This is a genomic window from Psychrobacillus sp. NPDC093200 (genome assembly GCF_050280345.1).
GTDB classification, from domain to species: domain Bacteria; phylum Bacillota; class Bacilli; order Bacillales_A; family Planococcaceae; genus Psychrobacillus; species Psychrobacillus faecigallinarum.
The window spans coordinates 985705-1001941 of record NZ_JBNNVC010000001.1 but is presented as its reverse complement, the minus strand read 5'-3'; the positions used below and the strand labels follow the sequence as shown (position 1 = coordinate 1001941).

General features: G+C 38.9%; 13 protein-coding genes. 1 reads left to right on the top strand and 12 read right to left on the bottom strand.

Annotated features, from left to right (window positions below):
• Positions 1 to 21: 21 nt before the first annotated feature.
• The 9 genes from ACQKNZ_RS04870 to ACQKNZ_RS04830 form a co-directional block, all read right to left on the bottom strand.
• A complete protein-coding gene (locus ACQKNZ_RS04870) occupies positions 22 to 1563 on the bottom strand; it encodes a 2-isopropylmalate synthase (RefSeq protein WP_154311281.1) in 1542 nt (513 codons plus the stop codon).
• Positions 1550 to 2581, bottom strand: coding sequence for a ketol-acid reductoisomerase (ilvC, locus tag ACQKNZ_RS04865; RefSeq protein WP_154311282.1), 1032 nt, complete (start codon positions 2579 to 2581; stop codon positions 1550 to 1552). The genes ACQKNZ_RS04870 and ilvC overlap by 14 nt, the downstream gene beginning before the upstream one ends.
• A 30-nt stretch (positions 2582 to 2611) precedes the next feature.
• Positions 2612 to 3130, bottom strand: coding sequence for an acetolactate synthase small subunit (gene ilvN / locus ACQKNZ_RS04860; protein ID WP_191696489.1), 519 nt, complete (start codon positions 3128 to 3130; stop codon positions 2612 to 2614).
• Positions 3127 to 4875, bottom strand: a complete 1749-nt coding sequence (gene ilvB, locus ACQKNZ_RS04855; RefSeq protein WP_427658404.1) for an acetolactate synthase large subunit — start codon at positions 4873 to 4875, stop codon at positions 3127 to 3129. The genes ilvN and ilvB overlap by 4 nt, the downstream gene beginning before the upstream one ends.
• Before the next feature lie 417 nt (positions 4876 to 5292).
• A complete protein-coding gene (gene ilvD / locus ACQKNZ_RS04850) occupies positions 5293 to 6960 on the bottom strand; it encodes a dihydroxy-acid dehydratase (protein WP_154311284.1) in 1668 nt (555 codons plus the stop codon).
• A 936-nt stretch (positions 6961 to 7896) separates the two neighbouring features.
• On the bottom strand, positions 7897 to 8328 hold the full coding sequence (locus tag ACQKNZ_RS04845; RefSeq protein WP_154311285.1) for a hypothetical protein: 432 nt from the start codon (positions 8326 to 8328) through the stop codon (positions 7897 to 7899).
• 259 nt (positions 8329 to 8587) lie between these two features.
• Positions 8588 to 10270 carry a methyl-accepting chemotaxis protein gene (locus tag ACQKNZ_RS04840; protein ID WP_154311286.1) on the bottom strand — a complete coding sequence of 561 codons (1683 nt, stop codon included), beginning with the start codon at positions 10268 to 10270 and terminating at the stop codon, positions 8588 to 8590.
• A 159-nt stretch (positions 10271 to 10429) separates the two neighbouring features.
• Entirely contained in the window at positions 10430 to 12118 is a 1689-nt protein-coding gene (locus ACQKNZ_RS04835; protein WP_427658401.1) for a methyl-accepting chemotaxis protein, read from the bottom strand.
• 22 nt (positions 12119 to 12140) lie between these two features.
• Positions 12141 to 12851: a C40 family peptidase gene (locus tag ACQKNZ_RS04830; RefSeq protein WP_154311288.1), complete on the bottom strand. Its 711-nt coding sequence runs from the start codon at positions 12849 to 12851 to the stop codon at positions 12141 to 12143.
• A gap of 158 nt (positions 12852 to 13009) precedes the next feature.
• Here ACQKNZ_RS04830 and ACQKNZ_RS04825 point away from each other — a divergent pair, with 158 nt between their 5' ends.
• Positions 13010 to 13336: an SCP2 sterol-binding domain-containing protein gene (locus ACQKNZ_RS04825; protein ID WP_427658399.1), complete on the top strand. Its 327-nt coding sequence runs from the start codon at positions 13010 to 13012 to the stop codon at positions 13334 to 13336.
• Between the two features lie 44 nt (positions 13337 to 13380).
• Here ACQKNZ_RS04825 and ACQKNZ_RS04820 read toward each other — a convergent pair whose 3' ends face one another.
• Genes ACQKNZ_RS04820 through fliD form a run of 3 tightly spaced genes read right to left on the bottom strand, consistent with a single transcriptional unit; the run spans position 13381 to position 16230 of the window.
• A complete protein-coding gene (locus tag ACQKNZ_RS04820) occupies positions 13381 to 13791 on the bottom strand; it encodes a flagellar protein FliT (RefSeq protein ID WP_342578183.1) in 411 nt (136 codons plus the stop codon).
• On the bottom strand, positions 13731 to 14132 hold the full coding sequence (gene fliS, locus ACQKNZ_RS04815; protein ID WP_427658397.1) for a flagellar export chaperone FliS: 402 nt from the start codon (positions 14130 to 14132) through the stop codon (positions 13731 to 13733). Before fliS ends, ACQKNZ_RS04820 begins: the two co-directional genes overlap by 61 nt.
• A gap of 37 nt (positions 14133 to 14169) precedes the next feature.
• Positions 14170 to 16230 (bottom strand): flagellar filament capping protein FliD, encoded by a 2061-nt coding sequence (gene fliD / locus ACQKNZ_RS04810; protein ID WP_427658395.1) that lies wholly within the window; start codon positions 16228 to 16230, stop codon positions 14170 to 14172.
• Between the last annotated feature and the right edge of the window lie 7 nt (positions 16231 to 16237).

The window sequence follows — 16237 nt, the reverse complement described above, 5'->3', positions numbered from 1 at the left end:
CATTCACTCCCATAGATTTATTTATTGATTGACTGCCACACGCTCTTGATAATGTGCATTCATTAATTGTCGATTGACTGCATTGATATAAGCTCTTGCAGATGCTTTTAAAACGTCTTGCGAAGCATTTCTTCCAGAGGAAGTTACGCCATTATAGGTTAGATTAATAACTGCCTCGCCTAAAGCATCTCGACCTTTCGAAACAGATGACACCCGATAATCTAAAATTCGAACATCTCCATTTACTAGTTTTTCTAATGTATTGAAAATTGCCTCCACTGCCCCTGAACCGCTACATTTTTCTTTTATTTGCTCTCCTGTTGGAACCTTCACTGTAATAGTTGATGTCGGTATGTTGTTTTCATAATTAATGATTAATTCCTCTAATTCATAAACCTCAACTTCTCCATTGTCGACTTGCTGATCCGTCAATAAAACAAATAAGTCCTCATCGGATATTTCCTTTTTGCGATCTGCAAGCTTTTTAAACGCTGCAAATGCTGCATTTAGTTTTTCCTCGCTAAGCTGGAATCCCATTTGCACTGCACGGCTAAAGAATGCGTGACGACCAGAATGCTTTCCTAGTACTAGCTCTGTTGCGACATCTCCGATTAACTCTGGAGTAATAATTTCATATGTTTCTGGATTTTTCAGCATACCGTCTTGATGAATGCCTGATTCATGAGCAAAGGCATTTTTCCCTACAACTGCTTTGTTCGGCTGGATCACTACTCCGGTAAGCTTACTTACTAACTGGCTCGTGCGCTTTGTTTCCTTTAGGATAATTCCTGATTCCGCTTGGTAGTAATCGCTACGAATATGTAAAGCGACTGCGACCTCTTCTAGTGCAGCATTACCTGCTCGTTCACCAATTCCGTTAATGGTTCCCTCTACTTGTGTTGCACCATTTTCAATTGCTGCCAGTGTGTTGGACACTGCAAGACCTAAATCATCATGACAGTGAGCGGAAAGCTTCACTCTCTCAATTCCTGTCACATTTTCAGACAAGTATCTAAATAGCGCACCGTATTCAATTGGTGTTGCATAGCCTACTGTATCTGGGATATTGATAGTAGTAGCTCCTGCTTTAATAACTTCATTGATAATGCGAACTAAAAAATTCTTATCCGAACGCGTTGCATCCTCGGCTGACCATTGCACTAAAGGAAAATACTTACGCGCCAGTTTAACTGATTCAACTGCAATTTCAATCACCTGCTCTGGTGTTTTATTGAGTTTGTATTGCATATGGATTGGAGACGTAGCGATAAATGTATGGAGATGAGGCTGGACCCCTCCTCTTAATGCCTCCCATGACGTTTCAATGTCGCTTTTTATAGAACGAGCGAGACCTGTGACGACCGAATTTCTTACAGTATTCGCAATTTGTTGGACTGCGTTAAAATCTCCTGGTGACGAAGCAGGAAAACCTGCCTCGATAATAGACACTCCAAATTTCTCTAGCTGACGAGCAATCTCTAACTTCTCTTGGGAGTTTAGGTTAATCCCTGCCGATTGTTCTCCGTCTCTTAAGGTTGTGTCAAAAATATCAATTTTGCCCACTCGTCACCACTTCTTTCTTCGCTTTTTTCCCTTCATTGATGAAAGGCATCATTTCTCTTAGCTGTGCACCTACCGTTTCAATTTGATGCTCTGATTCGGCTTGTTTGATTGCATTATATTTTGGACGCCCTGTTTCATTTTCTTGAATCCATTCCTTCGCAAACTTACCATTTTGAATATCTGTTAATACATCCTTCATACGATCCTTAACAGATGAATCAATGATGCGTGGGCCTGACACGAAATCTCCCCACTCCGCTGTGTCGGAAATAGAAGAGCGCATTGTTGCCATTCCACCTTCATACATAAGGTCTACAATCAGTTTTAATTCATGTAATGTTTCAAAGTAAGCTAGCTCGGGCTGATAGCCAGCTTCCACTAGCGTTTCGAAGCCTGCTTTTACGATTGCTGTTGTACTACCACATAAAACTGCTTGTTCTCCGAATAAATCCGTTTCAGTTTCTTCCTTGAACGTTGTTTCTAATACTCCTGCACGTGCAGCCCCGATGCCTTTTGCATAAGCTAAAGCTAAGTCTTTTGCTTGCCCGGTCGCATCTTGATATACCGCAAACAAGCCAGGTACTCCTGCTCCAGATTCAAATGTACGGCGAACTAGATGTCCTGGTCCTTTCGGTGCAACTAAGAATACATCCACATCTGCCGGAGGAACGATTTGGTCGAAGTGAATGTTAAAACCATGCGCGAATACTAAAGCTTTACCTGCTGTTAAAGCTGCTTCTATTTCTGCCTCATACACTGCCTTTTGTCTTTCATCTGGCAATAAAATCATAATCACATCTGCTTTTTCTGCCGCCTCTTGAACGGAGTAAACCTCCTGCCCATCTTCTGCCGCCTGGTCAAATGATTTTCCAGCACGAATTCCTACGATAACGTTAAATCCTGAATCCTTTAAATTTTGTGCATGTGCATGACCCTGTGATCCGTAACCGATGATTGCAATTGTTTTTTCCTTTAAAGTTCCTTCGTTGATATCCCCGTTATAATACATTTTCGCCATTTTCTTTTCCTCCTCAGAATGTTTGTTTTGTTATTGCAATATAGAAAGATAAGGTGCATTCGTAACCTTTTGTGTTTCTCTTACAAAGGCAGTCACACCTGTTCTTGTTAGTTCTTTAATGCCATAAGGCTTGACGAGCTCAATAAAAGCGTCTATTTTCTCTGGGTTTCCAGTGACCTGGAATGTGACAACATTTTTTCCTGTGTCAATGGTAGATGCTCTGAAAGGCTCTACTAAGCTATTAATCTCTGCTCTTGCAGACGGAGGAGATACTACCTTTACTAAGGCGAGCTCCCTAACTACTATCGATTTTTCCGTAATATCATTTACTTTTAAGACATCTACCTGCTTTTGTAGCTGCTTTAACAGCTGCTCCAGCTTCTGTTCATCCTCCACATTTACAACGAAGGTCATTTTAGAGATTTGAGGCTGCTCTGTATGTCCTACCGTAATACTTTCTATGTTGAATTGGCGCTTCATGAGTAGACCGGTAACCCGATTGAGTACACCGCTTTGGTTGATAACCGTTACGGTAATAATGCGTTTCATTCTGGCTTCACTCCAATCATTTCATGTAATCCTCTGCCAGGGGCAACCATTGGCAGAACACTTTCCTTTTGTACTACTCGGCAATCGATGAGCACTGGCTCATCCGAAGCTAATGCTTCTTTTAATTGAACCTTTGCATCTTCGTATGTCTCAATCTTGTATCCCTTAATATCATAGGCAGCAGCCAGCTTGACGAAATCGGGTTGAACTGAGATTAATGACTGAGAATACCTTTCTCCGTGGAACGTCTCCTGCCACTGACGAACCATTCCGAGTGCCTGATTGTTTAAAATAATGACCTTCACTGGTATACGCATTTCTTGTAGCAGTGACAGCTCCTGAAGCGTCATCTGAAAGCCAGCATCTCCAACAATGGAAACAACCTTTGCATCCGGCTTAGCAATTTGAGCCCCAATTGCCGCTGGAAATCCAAAGCCCATCGTCCCTAGGCCACCTGACGTTACCCAATTATGTGGCTGGCTGAATTTGTAGTATTGTGCAGTCCACATTTGGTGCTGCCCAACGTCTGTTGTTACAACGGCATCACCATTCGTGTACTCCTGTACTAATTCCAATACTTGCTGTGGAAGAAGTCCTCGATCTCCACTTGCATCGTAATGTAATGGATATTGCACTTGGTTGACCTTCAAGCTCTCAAGCCAAGCTGCTGTATTTCCATTAGGTACATTTTGGTTCAATAAAGCCTCTAAAGCCTCTTTCGCATCACCGACAATTGGAATCTCTGTTGGAACGTTTTTTCCGATTTCTGCGGGATCTATATCAATGTGAATTACTTTTGCATTAGGAGCAAAGTAATTTAAGTTCCCTGTCAAGCGATCATCAAATCTTGCCCCCACATTAATGAGTAGGTCGCATGTTTGAATGGCCATGTTTGCTGTGTATGTACCATGCATACCAGCCATCCCTAAAAATAATGGGTGTGTACCTTCTATACTTCCTAGTCCTAGAAGTGTATTTGTAATCGGTATTTGATATTTTTCCGCTAGCTCTTTCAATTGCTCGTTGGCTTTCGCAAAAAGTACTCCTGCGCCTGCTAGAATTAATGGCTGTTTGGCGTTTGTAATCGCCTGTGACGCCTTTTGAATTTGCAGGAAGTTCGGCGTAGTTGTCGGTTGATAGCCTGGTAAGTTTACTGCTTCGGTTGCCCCTTCCTTCGGGACAAAAATACCTGTTGCCATATTTTTAGGTATATCTACAACGACTGGTCCTGGACGACCTGTGGAAGCAATGTGAAAAGCTTCGTTTATAATTCTTGGGAAATCTGCTACATCTTTTACTTGATAGTTATGCTTCGTAATTGGCTGAGTAATACCAATGATGTCTGCCTCCTGAAAGGCATCTGTTCCGATGACTGTTGTAGCAACCTGACCAGTAAACACAACTAAAGGAATAGAGTCCATCATTGCATCTGCAATTCCTGTCACTACATTAGTTGCACCTGGGCCAGATGTTGCAATCACGACTCCAACTTTACCGGAGACCCTTGCATATCCTTCTGCCGCATGGATAGCACCCTGTTCATGCCGGGCCAGAATATGCTTAATCGGATTTTTATAAAGCGCATCATAAATCGGTAAAACCGCACCACCTGGATAACCAAATACTACTTCCACCTGATGCTTTTTCAGTGTCTCAATAAATACTTCTGCACCATTCATTTCCTTGAGAGCTACACTGGTTGCAGGTTCTTCTTTTAAACGTTCCGCTTCTACAGTAAACTTCATCATCATTCCTCCTATTCCTCAATCGTCCAGTTACTCTTAAACCTAGGACACCCTCGTAAGGCAGGGGCCAGAAGCTAGATATGAATCATCTAGCTCATCTAAATAAAAAGAAAAGAATTTCCTCCCACACAAAGAAACCATAGTTCTTTTGTATAGGGATGAAATTCTTTTCATGGTACCACCCTAGTTCGCAGCGCAACCGCTACCTCGCAGACATACGACTAAGCATCGAATGTCCATTTTTAACGAGAGTAGCTTTTTACTACACCCGGAAGTATCTAAAGGGGGAAATCCCGTTCAACACCTCACTCCGAGGGGATGTCGTTAAAGGTTGTATTGCCGGCTCCCAGCTATACCAGCTCTCTGTGAATACAAAATTCCTTTAACTTTTACCTCATCAATGATTTACAGCAATATTTATATTTTCATGACTCCACCTGTGCTTGCAGATGTAACGAGTTTTGAATACCTTGCTAAATATCCTTTTTTAATCTTTGGTTCGAACGGTGGAAGCTCTGCTCTTCTGCTAGCGAGTTCTTCTTCACTAACCTGCAGCTCTATCGTTCTATTTATAAGATCAATAGCGATAATATCGCCATTCTCTACTAAAGCAATCGGCCCTCCATCAGCCGCCTCTGGTGAGATATGTCCGATGGAAATTCCTCTAGAAGCACCTGAAAATCTTCCATCTGTGATGAGTGCTACCTTTGTTCCTAATCCTCGACCTTGTATCGCTGATGTCGGAGCAAGCATTTCTGGCATACCAGGACCACCTCTTGGTCCCTCGTAGCGAATTACTACTACATGACCTGCCTTAACAGTTCCATTGTCAATTGCTTCCTGTGAAGCCTCCTGTGAATCAAAGACAATTGCCTCGCCCGTAAACTCCTTAATAGAAGGGTCCACAGCGCCAACCTTTATCACACCACCCTCAGGAGCAATGTTTCCAAACAGTACAGATAATCCACCTACAGGACTATAAGGATTTTCTTTTCTTCTAATTACTTGCTCGTTCTTAATCTCACAATCTTTTACGTTTTCATAGAGTGACTTACCGGTAATCGTCAAACGATCTGGGTGAACCGCTCCAGGTATTTCACAAAGTTCCTTTATAATGGCACTGACTCCTCCTGCTAAGTGAACATCATGCATGGAGTAATCAGATGCTGGCATGATTTTTGATAAATATGGAATTCTTTTAGCTACTTCATTAATTTCATTTACGTTATATTCAATTTCTGCCTCGTGAGCGATAGCTAATGTATGTAATACAGTGTTAGTTGATCCACCCATTGCCATATCTAGCGCAAAAGCATCATCAATTGTTTCTTTCGTGATTAAGTCTCTAGGCTTTACATCTTCTTTAACCATTCTTACAAGATGCTTTGCAGCTTCTCGAATGAGCTGGTGTCTCTCGTCTGATGTAGCAACAATCGTTCCGTTACCTGGTAAAGTTACTCCTAGCATTTCCATTAGAGAGTTCATCGAGTTTGCTGTGAACATCCCTGAGCAGGAGCCGCATGTTGGACATGCATTTTGTTCGATATCTAAGAGCTGCTCTGCAGTCATTGAACCAGATTTATAAGATCCCACACCTTCAAATACGGAGGTTAAGGAAAGCTGCTTTCCATCAGCAGATACACCTGCCTCCATAGGACCGCCTGACACAAATACGGATGGGACGTTCGTTCTGACTGCTGCCATTAGCATTCCTGGAGTAATCTTGTCACAGTTTGGAATGTAGAAGACACCGTCAAACCAGTGAGCATTAATAACGGTTTCCGCTGAGTCTGCTATCAACTCACGACTCGGAAGTGAATATCGCATTCCGATATGTCCCATTGCAATTCCATCGTCTACACCGATTGTGTTGAATTCGAATGGAATTCCACCTGCCTCACGAATCGCCTCCTTTACAACCTCTGCAAATTTATTTAAATGCATATGGCCAGGAATAATATCGATATAGGAGTTACATACACCAATAAATGGTTTATCTAAATCTCTTGTTTTTACTCCCGTAGCATAAAGTAAGCTACGATGAGGAGCTCGATCTACGCCTTTTTTTATCATGTCACTTCTCATTTAAATCGCCCCTATACTTTACCGCTTCAACGCGTTTACCTGTGCAAAATTCGTGAAATTCATTTTTAAATACTATGTGAATTTTCTTGCAATATTTAATATATTGAAGCTATCATAACGCCTTTAAATCCTTGCGTCAACAGTATTTTGGTAAATTTTCTGTTAGTTTTGAATATTCGTAAATGTTGTAATCGCTTACAATAGCGATATATCGCATTTTAAATAAAGAAAAATTATTTTTAATTTTATTTATACATAACATGATTGTGGGAGGCATATGCATGTTGGTCTTTGAAGCGAACAAAAGGAAGGTGGAAGGATTATTTTCAAGAATTAGACGAGAGATATTATAGGAGAATCACTAGATTGATTTTGCAGTGATATGACAAAATAACCCTGATTTTCGCTCTATGCGGACGCTTTCCGCGGGGGGAGTGATAAGCCATCACCGTCGCTTTCGCGCCGGTTGTGATGTCTTATCTCTCTCACTCATCCCGCTGGAGTCGCCACATGCGCTTCAATCAGATATGTAAAGAAGTAATATAGTGTAAATTAAATCAATTTATAAATTAGCCTGTTATATGAATACTCATATAGATGCAATTCACATGAAAAACATATATGTAAATCTTGATTTTCGCTCTATGCGGACGCTTTCCGCGGGGTGAGTGATAAGCCATCACCGTCGCTTACGCGTCGGTTGTGATGTCTTATCTATCTCACTCATCCCACTGGAGTCGCCGCATATCGCTTCAATCAACAAATAATGGATGACTTGTAGAATGAGAAACTACTATCCTACCCATTAAAGAAATTAAATACTTTTTTGCCTAAAAAATACCATGAACACAAGGTTCACGGCATAAATATTAAATCATGATGAAATTCTTTAGAAAAAGATACGCATTCTTAAACAAGATCCTTTAGAAACAATTTTTACCATAGGATTGGTTTTGCAACCATGAACCAAAGCATAATCATTAGCAGGAAAATATACTTCCATACGGAGGAGCGTAGCTTTGAAATAAGTGTCTCTACATTCATCTCACCAGCATAAAACTGCCGAATTTTCGGTTTAAAGGCTCTAGCTAAAAAGATGATAGAGCTTACCATGACAATAATTGTCATTATTACCCATGAAGTCGTCCATTGCCAATTCCCTTGCCACATAAGCAGGATACCAGAGAAAACCAAGACATGTCCCGCATGCTTTACAATTCGAATAGCTGCCTGAAATACCTCTATCTGTGTATCTAACTCTATTCCTGCTTTGCCTTTCATACGATTCAGTAATGGAAACAATACAAAGAATGGACCTACGGAAAGAATAGCGCTAATCACGTGCATATACATAATGAATGAATACATAGTTGATCACCTATCCTTATTATACTAAAAAGTTTTCCTTTTAATTGTGACTAGGTGAGGAATTATCATGATAAATAGAATTTAAAATTTAAGCCTGCTAGACTACACTAATTGTTCGGTTGAAGAAAACTTATAAATCTCTTCCTCTATCATTAAAGAAGGCATTGCCACAGTATGTGACAATGCCTTAGCGCTCATGAGATTAAAGCTTTTCTGTCTTTTAGTTAAGACAAGTGGACTCTACCCAATACTTTATTTATTAAATTTTAAAATGACTTACTTCACTTTGTAATTTTTCTGCAAGAGTAGCTAAAGTTTGAGCGTTTGTAGAAATTTCCTCGTTTGCAGCTAATTGTTGCTCAGTTGCTGCGCTCGTATCGCTTGCTCCATCTGCAGCATGACTTGCCAAGCCTTGGACCTGTTGAGCATTATGTGTTACTGAGCTAGCCATTTCTTTAATTTGCTCGATTGCAGTAGTAACTGATTCAACCTTTTCAGCTACGGCTTCTACACTAGATTCAATTTCATTGAAAACATCTAATGATTCAGTAGTTTTAGACAGACCGTCCTCTACTTTGTCACCACCGGTTGTAATCGCCTTTACAGCCTCTGTTGAAGCAGACTGAATCAATTTAACCATAGATTCAATTTCGGAAGCAGAGTTTTTTGATTGCTCTGCAAGCTTACGAACTTCTTCTGCTACAACCGCAAAGCCTTTACCATATTCCCCAGCGCGAGCTGCCTCGATTGCAGCGTTCAATGCTAGTAAATTCGTTTGTTCTGAAATATCCGTGATCAATGCAGTAATCGATTGAATTTCATGGGAATGCTTAGCCATATTATTCATAATCTCTGTTGTTTCTTTGAATGTTTCATGGATAGTATTCATTTGACTTGCTACACCAGATACTACTGTAGAGCCTTTTGTTACTAATTTTTTCACGCCATCAGTTGCTTGAAGCATCTCGTTATTGTTTTGCGAAATATCTTCCACACCTTGTTGCATTTCTGACATAGATCTAACAGAGCTTTCTAAATGCTTCACTTGCTCCTCGCTCGCTGCCATTTGTTCTTCTGCAGATTTTGCAACCATTTGAGAGGAAGCTAAACTTTCTTCTGAGCTTGCTGAAAGTTCTTCCGCATTTGCAGCAAGCTGCATGGAAGAATCACGTACATTGGAAACGATACGCTGTAAATCGCTCGTCATTTTGTTGAATGTTAAAGCCATTGCTCCAACTTCGTCTCTATTTTTTATAACGATTGGCTCTACATTCAGATTACCATCCGCTATTTCTCCTAAGCCTTCTGTAACCTTGCGGATTGGGCTAGATATACCTTTGCTAATGAAATGTGATACTAAAACCCCAATAATAATACTTGCAATGGCTAAAATAATAATAGTTATATTAACGTTAGTTTGATATGTATCTAAGTCTTCTCTAGTTTTTTGCATATTTTCTTGTTGAATTTGCTTTAATTCACCTAAAATCACTAATGTCTTCTCATTTAATTCCGATGATTGAGCTGCATATTGATCAAAGGGCTGGTTGCTTTTTTTCAATGAGATAATCTTATCATTTGATTCAAACAGTTGAACTGTCTCCGTTTGTAGGTCTTTCATTAATTTTAAAGATTCTTCATCCTTAACAGACTCTATTAATTTACGAGCTGCTATAGAACCCTTTTCTATTTCCTCATCAAATTTATCGGTAGCATCCTCCGAGCCGAACATGACGAATTCTAGTACAGCAGTCGCCATATCTTTTTGAATTACTTCAATTTCTGATACTAGATTAATTTTTTCAATGTCCTTATCAATAATAGATTTATATTTGTCTGCAACATCATAAGAAGTAAAGATAGATATAACACTTATAAAAATTAATAAAAGTAAAACAAATGAAAAACCGAACCACATTTTCTTTGAAATTGACAATTTCATTTTGGAACTCCTTTTCCTTTAAAATATTTAGCGCTAGTAAAAATGCACCTCTATAATTATACTCTTTTTAAGGTATTTAGACATAGATAAATGTACATATTTATTCATAATAAAATAAAAAAGATCTATACTACGAAACATAATATAGATCCCTTTTACCTATATCTTAAAATGACTTACATTATTTTGTAATGTTTCAGCAAGGTTTGCTAGAGACTGGGCATTAGAGGTAATTTCTTCGTTAGAAGCAAGCTGTTGCTCTGTTGCGGAGCTTGTGTCATTTGCTCCTTGGGCAACGATTTCAGCAAGTCTTTGAACCTCCAAGGAGCCATCTGACACCGATTGAGCAATTGCCTGAATTTGCTCAATTGCTGTAGAAACAGATTCTACTTTCTCTCCTACCTCCACTACCGCTGATTCAATAAGCTGGAAGACCTCTAAAGACTCGTTTGTTTTGTTCATGCCCTCTTTGATCTTGTTCTCCCCAGTTGTAATAGCCTCTACCGCAGTACCAGATGCTCCCTGAATCAATTCAATCATTTTAGCAATTTCAGATGCTGCATCTTTCGACTGCTCCGCTAGCTTTCTTACCTCGTCTGCAACGACCGCAAAGCCTTTGCCATACTCTCCAGCCCGGGCAGCCTCAATAGCCGCATTCAATGCTAGTAAATTGGTTTGCTCTGAAATTTCTGTAATGAGAGAAGTGATTCCCTGAATATCATGTGAGTGCTTCTCCATATCTCTCATATTATTTGCCGTTTCATTGAACGTATTATGAATCATATTCATCTGAGTGGCCACAGCCGCTATTACATCAGAACCCTGCTTCACTAGGTGTCCTACATTTTCTGCGGAGTTCAACATTTCCCCATTACTTGCTGCAATGTCACTAACGCCTTGAGATAGCTCAGACATGCCTGCCATCGAAGTGGTCATATGTTCTACTTGTTGCTCACTGCTAGTCATTTGCTCATGTGCCGAGCTTGCTACTAATTGAGAGCTAGCAAGACTTTCTTCTGCAATGGCTGATAGTTCCTCCGCATTTGCTGCTAGTTGCATAGAGGTGTCTTGGACGTTGGAAACAATTGTACGAAGATCCTCTGACATTATGTTAAATGCTGCTGCCATTTCGCCTGCTTCATCCTTGTTCTTAATATGAATTGGCTCTACATGCAAGTTGCCTCCTGCAATTTCTGTAAGACCTAAGGTAACACGCTTAATTGGACGTGCAATACTTCTGCCTATGTAAAATGCAATAATTGCCCCAAGGATAGCCCCTACAATCGTAATAGCCATGATGAAAATGTTCGCACCACGCTCGTAGTCCTGCAGCTCATTAACTGTTACAGCCATATCATTTTGAAGTTGTTCCTCTATCTTGTTTAATATAGATACCATATTGTCATTAATAGTTTTTACATCTTTCGTTAACGTATTTATTTGAGTCGGGTCAACAAGAATTTGGTTAGAGATGAGCTTTTCATTAGCCTCTACAAACATTACGTACTTTCTTTCATAGTCCTCGATGAAAGGAAGAGACTCCTTTGAATTTATCCCCTGTTTGAGCTCTTCCATCAGCGTCCCAGTGGTCTCCAGATGCGAGCTGACTCCCTTTCGAGAAGCATCCATTTTCGTTAATAAAAAATCATAAAGATTTTCTGTAGTTTCATTTTGAGACATTTTGATTTCCTGGATAAGCCTCACATTTACGCTATCCACCTCAAGAATCTCTCTATACTGTTTATTTGTTTCCTTGCCTGCTAAGCTACTGAAAAAAGAAACAACAATCATCAATAGGATAATTGCGGAGAAGCCCAACCACATTTTCTTTGTAATTGTCCACTTCATAATATATCTCCTGTCTGATTATTTACTTTTGAACAAAACGGTTAAAGGATACAAAATGCTCTTTCCAATACACATTATCTAGCTTTGTGATCTCTACTCCCTTAGATCCTGCATGGACAAATTGATTGTCTCCAAGATAGATCCCCATATGAGAAATTCCTTCTTTATACGTGTTTTGGAAGAACACTAAATCTCCAGGAATCGGGTTAGTCACCACAATACTTTCTAAATAGTAGGACTCGCTACTCTTACGTTCGATTTTCATACCAGCTTGCGTATGTAGGAAATAAATAAACCCACTACAATCAAATCCAGCCATCGTATTACCAGCATACAAATAAGGAATGCCCTCCAGGCGTTTAGCAAAATCAATGATCAATGGGTAATAAGCATAACCTTCTCCAGATACATTGCTAGGTACTGTAATAACAGGAGCCGGTGAGACAACCAACTCATTTTTTACAGGTGCTGTTACTACAGGAGCTGTTTTAACTGGCGTTGTATTCGTTGTCCCCTTAACAGTTGCCGGCTTTTGAACGACAAGCTTTTGCTTAATAAAAATATTATCCTTTGTCAGCTTGTTCCAAGTACGTAAATCAGCGACTGTTACATTATGTAATTTAGCAATTTTAGTAAGCGAATCGCCTTTTTTCACTTCATAAAGCGTACTAGCACTTGCAGTTTCTGTAATAAAAAACAGTATAAATGCTATAATCAGCACTTTCTTTCTCATACTTTAAACCCCCTTTCTTTTTATATCGGTAAAACTTTGGTAACATCCACAACTTTCAACAAAATATTACCTGGGAAATAAATGCTCGTAAATTATCAGAAAATATGGCATGATAATTAATGAATAACCATTCAGTAAATACAAAGGGGACATGATACATGAACGAAACCTGGAACCAAATCGAAAACACAATGAATAACCACCCAACTCCAATCCAAAACCAAAACGTCCGTTACGAATTCCACCTAACCGGCGACGAACCATCCGTCAAACAGCTAGTCCTATCTGACGGTCGAGCATATGTAACGGATGATACTAGCACAAAAGCTGATTGCACCCTTACATTAAGCTCAAAGGATTTTGTAAAGCTCATTAATGGGGATTTAAATAGCACTTCTGCATTTATGTTTGGGAAGCTGAAGGTTGACGGGAGTATTGGATTGGCATTGAAGCTGGAGGGATTGTTGAAGGAGTATAGTTTTTAAGAGAAAAAGAAAAACGACTTTCATAGCGAAAGTCGTTTTTTGTATTATTTTTTATTATCAAAATACATACCATCGATCATTTGAGTAGCCGCATAAGGATTAGTGTAAGAACCTTCATGGCGTTTCTTTTGCTGAAGCTCCTTAATATCTTTCTTAACAAGAGCCATCACAGTAGTTAGCTGTTTATTTATCCCATGATCTAACTCTATTAATTTGCCATAAACTGATAGCTTGGATATTTGTTCAAGATCTAAGGATTGTAATGCCATTTCACGAGCATCCAATAACTCATTAATTTTTTCAATAAATTCTGTACGCTCATCATCAGATGGTGTTTTTAAAAGATGGCTGTATAGCTCTTCAGAGACCGCTAAAAATTGGTCGACACTAGCCATCACGCTTGTCCGCCAGTAGTAAATTGCTTTTGACGATTCAATTGAATGACTTGCTTCCATGTGTCGCGGAAATCAAGGACATATGCTTCCACTTCCTCAATAATAGCAGTGTCATTCTTCATATTTGCTTCAATTAAGCGATGGTTCATATATTCATACATTTGCATCATTGACTTAGAAACTTCAATATCCATATTTAAGGTCATCATAAGCTCTTGAATAATTTTCTGTGCCTTCTGCAAGTTTGTATTTTTTTCTTGAATATTCTTTTCTGCTATCGCAATTTTTGCTTTACCTAAAAATTTTAAACAACCATTGTATAACATCAAAGTCAACTCACCTGGCGATGCAGTACTCACACTATTATTTTTATAAGCTTGGTGGACCGATTGTGCTGACAAATCTTACAACTCCTTTTGTTGAAAAACATAATTATATTTAGCTTTGGCCGAATTGTGATAGATAACCTGATTGTGAATTGGCTTTGCTAATTGCCTGCTCCATTGCAGTGAACTGTTTCCAGTAACGAGTTTCTATATCTTCTAATCTGCGTTGGAAGTTAGAAATACGAGTATTCATGTCAATTAAGCTTTTACCAAGAGTATATTGTTGATCAGTGGCGCTAGCCTTCCCTGCCTTAGATTCAATTTTGGCAGTTAATTCCTTCATAGAATCACGAAGTCTATTGACAATACCACGAGTGTCTCCTGTTGCAGTTTTTTCTCCTGATTGAGTTAAAGTTTGTACCACTTTATCAGGATTGTCTGTTATTGCTTTTCGTAGTTTATCCTCACTAATTACTAGTTTACCACCATCTGAGTAAACACTAGAAGTAGTAATCCCCATTTCAGCAAGAGTATCAATTAAATCGTCACCTATACCATCTACTCTACCATAAATTGCATTACGCATACTAGATAAACCGCTGCTAACTATGGAATCACTACGAAGAAGTCCACTTTTAGCTTTTTCATCCCATAATTCTTGCTCTTTATCAGACATATCTTTGCGCTGTTCATCTGTTAATGGAGGATAATCACGATATTTCTTTTCTTTTAAAGAATCATTCATTCCAGTAATTAATTCGTTATACTTTGCAACAAACTCTTTTACTTTATCTACCATGGAGTCTATATCAGCACTAGCTGTAAGTTGAACAGGAGCTACAGTTGTATCAGGTGATGTAGCATTATTTTTAGCAACAGCATCATTATAATCATCATTCAACTGAGTACTTTTCAGTTCTTTTGCTGCTAGATCATTTGTTGCATTCGTTGCGGTCAAAGTTGCTATTTCCGCTTGAATATCCTTTTCAGCTACATTTTTTAAAGCAGTAAAATCTCCTGTGCTCATTTCCTGTAAATTTTTTCTCTCATCAGCTGATAAATTTTTCAGCATTTTTTTTTGCTCAGCAGTTAGATCAGAACCATCTATATCTTCATCTGAAGTAGAAGCAAGTGCTTTATATTTTTCGAAATTTTCTTCACTTAAATTTGCTAAAGTATTTTTAACATTAGAATTTCCACTAACAAAATCTGTATAGGTTGTTTGCAAACTAGAAGATAAATTCTCATAAGTAGATGTATAGTTTGCATTGGCGACACGTTGAGCCTCCAACGCAGCTGTTTCGGAGTTTTCTGCATTCACCACATCTTGAGCGGCTTGATTTTTTGCTATTTCTAATCGTGCCACTTGTTCTTGCAAAGTATTTTTAACATTAAATGTAGAATTTAATGTCACTGTATATCCTGAGATATTGAAAGTGTTAGAAGATCTTTCCGTTGTAATACCGTTCACTTGGAAAACAGCATTAGTTCCTCCAGATGCTAAATTAGTTGAATCTGCCATGCCTAATTTTGAAAATACATCATTCCCTGCAACTACTTGGACTTCAGCTCCGCCCTTTACATCACCTGTATTTTTTGCAGTAATAGATAGCTTACCATTCTCAAATAATGCTGATACTCCCGCATTACTATTATTTATTTTAGATACTACTTGAGCAATAGTATCCGTAGAACTTATTTCTATCTCTGTTGCTTTTGCTGCAAGATTGCCATCTGCTTGGATAGCCTTCAAAGAAATTGTCGTATCCCCAACACCAAGCTCGCTCATTTGAGTAGTACCAGATACTGTTCCCCCGCTTGTAGTAGAAATAGTATTTCCAATCTGTCTCGCTGCAGTAGCCAATTGGGATACCCCTTCAAGAGATAAAGCACTTGAAGCAGAGGAATTTGCAGTTGCAGTTACTAGACTTGAATTAGAGCTTTGTACAGTTTTTTTGTTAAAGTTTCTGGACAATGTGAAATTATCAAGTAAGTAATCACTAAAAGTTTTTAATTTTGTATTTATAGAACGATAAGAATCTCTTTGCCATTCCGTTGTTGTTTTCTTTTGAAATAATTTATCTAATGGTATTCTTTCGGCTTTCATCAAATCTCCAACAATTTGATCAATATCCATTCCCGATGCTAATCCACCAACTCTTAAACCTGCCATTTAATAA

Excerpts from the sequence above, each read along its gene's own strand:
- ilvC (WP_154311282.1), bottom strand. The coding sequence starts at position 2,581 with ATGGCGAAAATGTATTATAACGGGGATATCAACGAAGGAACTTTAAAG.
- ilvN (WP_191696489.1), bottom strand. The coding sequence starts at position 3,130 with ATGAAACGCATTATTACCGTAACGGTTATCAACCAAAGCGGTGTACTC.
- ilvB (WP_427658404.1), bottom strand. The coding sequence starts at position 4,875 with ATGAAGTTTACTGTAGAAGCGGAACGTTTAAAAGAAGAACCTGCAACC.
- ilvD (WP_154311284.1), bottom strand. The coding sequence starts at position 6,960 with ATGAGAAGTGACATGATAAAAAAAGGCGTAGATCGAGCTCCTCATCGT.
- ACQKNZ_RS04845 (WP_154311285.1), bottom strand. The coding sequence starts at position 8,328 with ATGTATTCATTCATTATGTATATGCACGTGATTAGCGCTATTCTTTCC.
- ACQKNZ_RS04840 (WP_154311286.1), bottom strand. The coding sequence starts at position 10,270 with ATGAAATTGTCAATTTCAAAGAAAATGTGGTTCGGTTTTTCATTTGTT.
- ACQKNZ_RS04835 (WP_427658401.1), bottom strand. The coding sequence starts at position 12,118 with ATGAAGTGGACAATTACAAAGAAAATGTGGTTGGGCTTCTCCGCAATT.
- ACQKNZ_RS04830 (WP_154311288.1), bottom strand. The coding sequence starts at position 12,851 with ATGAGAAAGAAAGTGCTGATTATAGCATTTATACTGTTTTTTATTACA.
- ACQKNZ_RS04825 (WP_427658399.1), top strand. The coding sequence starts at position 13,010 with ATGAACGAAACCTGGAACCAAATCGAAAACACAATGAATAACCACCCA.
- ACQKNZ_RS04820 (WP_342578183.1), bottom strand. The coding sequence starts at position 13,791 with ATGGAAGCAAGTCATTCAATTGAATCGTCAAAAGCAATTTACTACTGG.
- fliD (WP_427658395.1), bottom strand. The coding sequence starts at position 16,230 with ATGGCAGGTTTAAGAGTTGGTGGATTAGCATCGGGAATGGATATTGAT.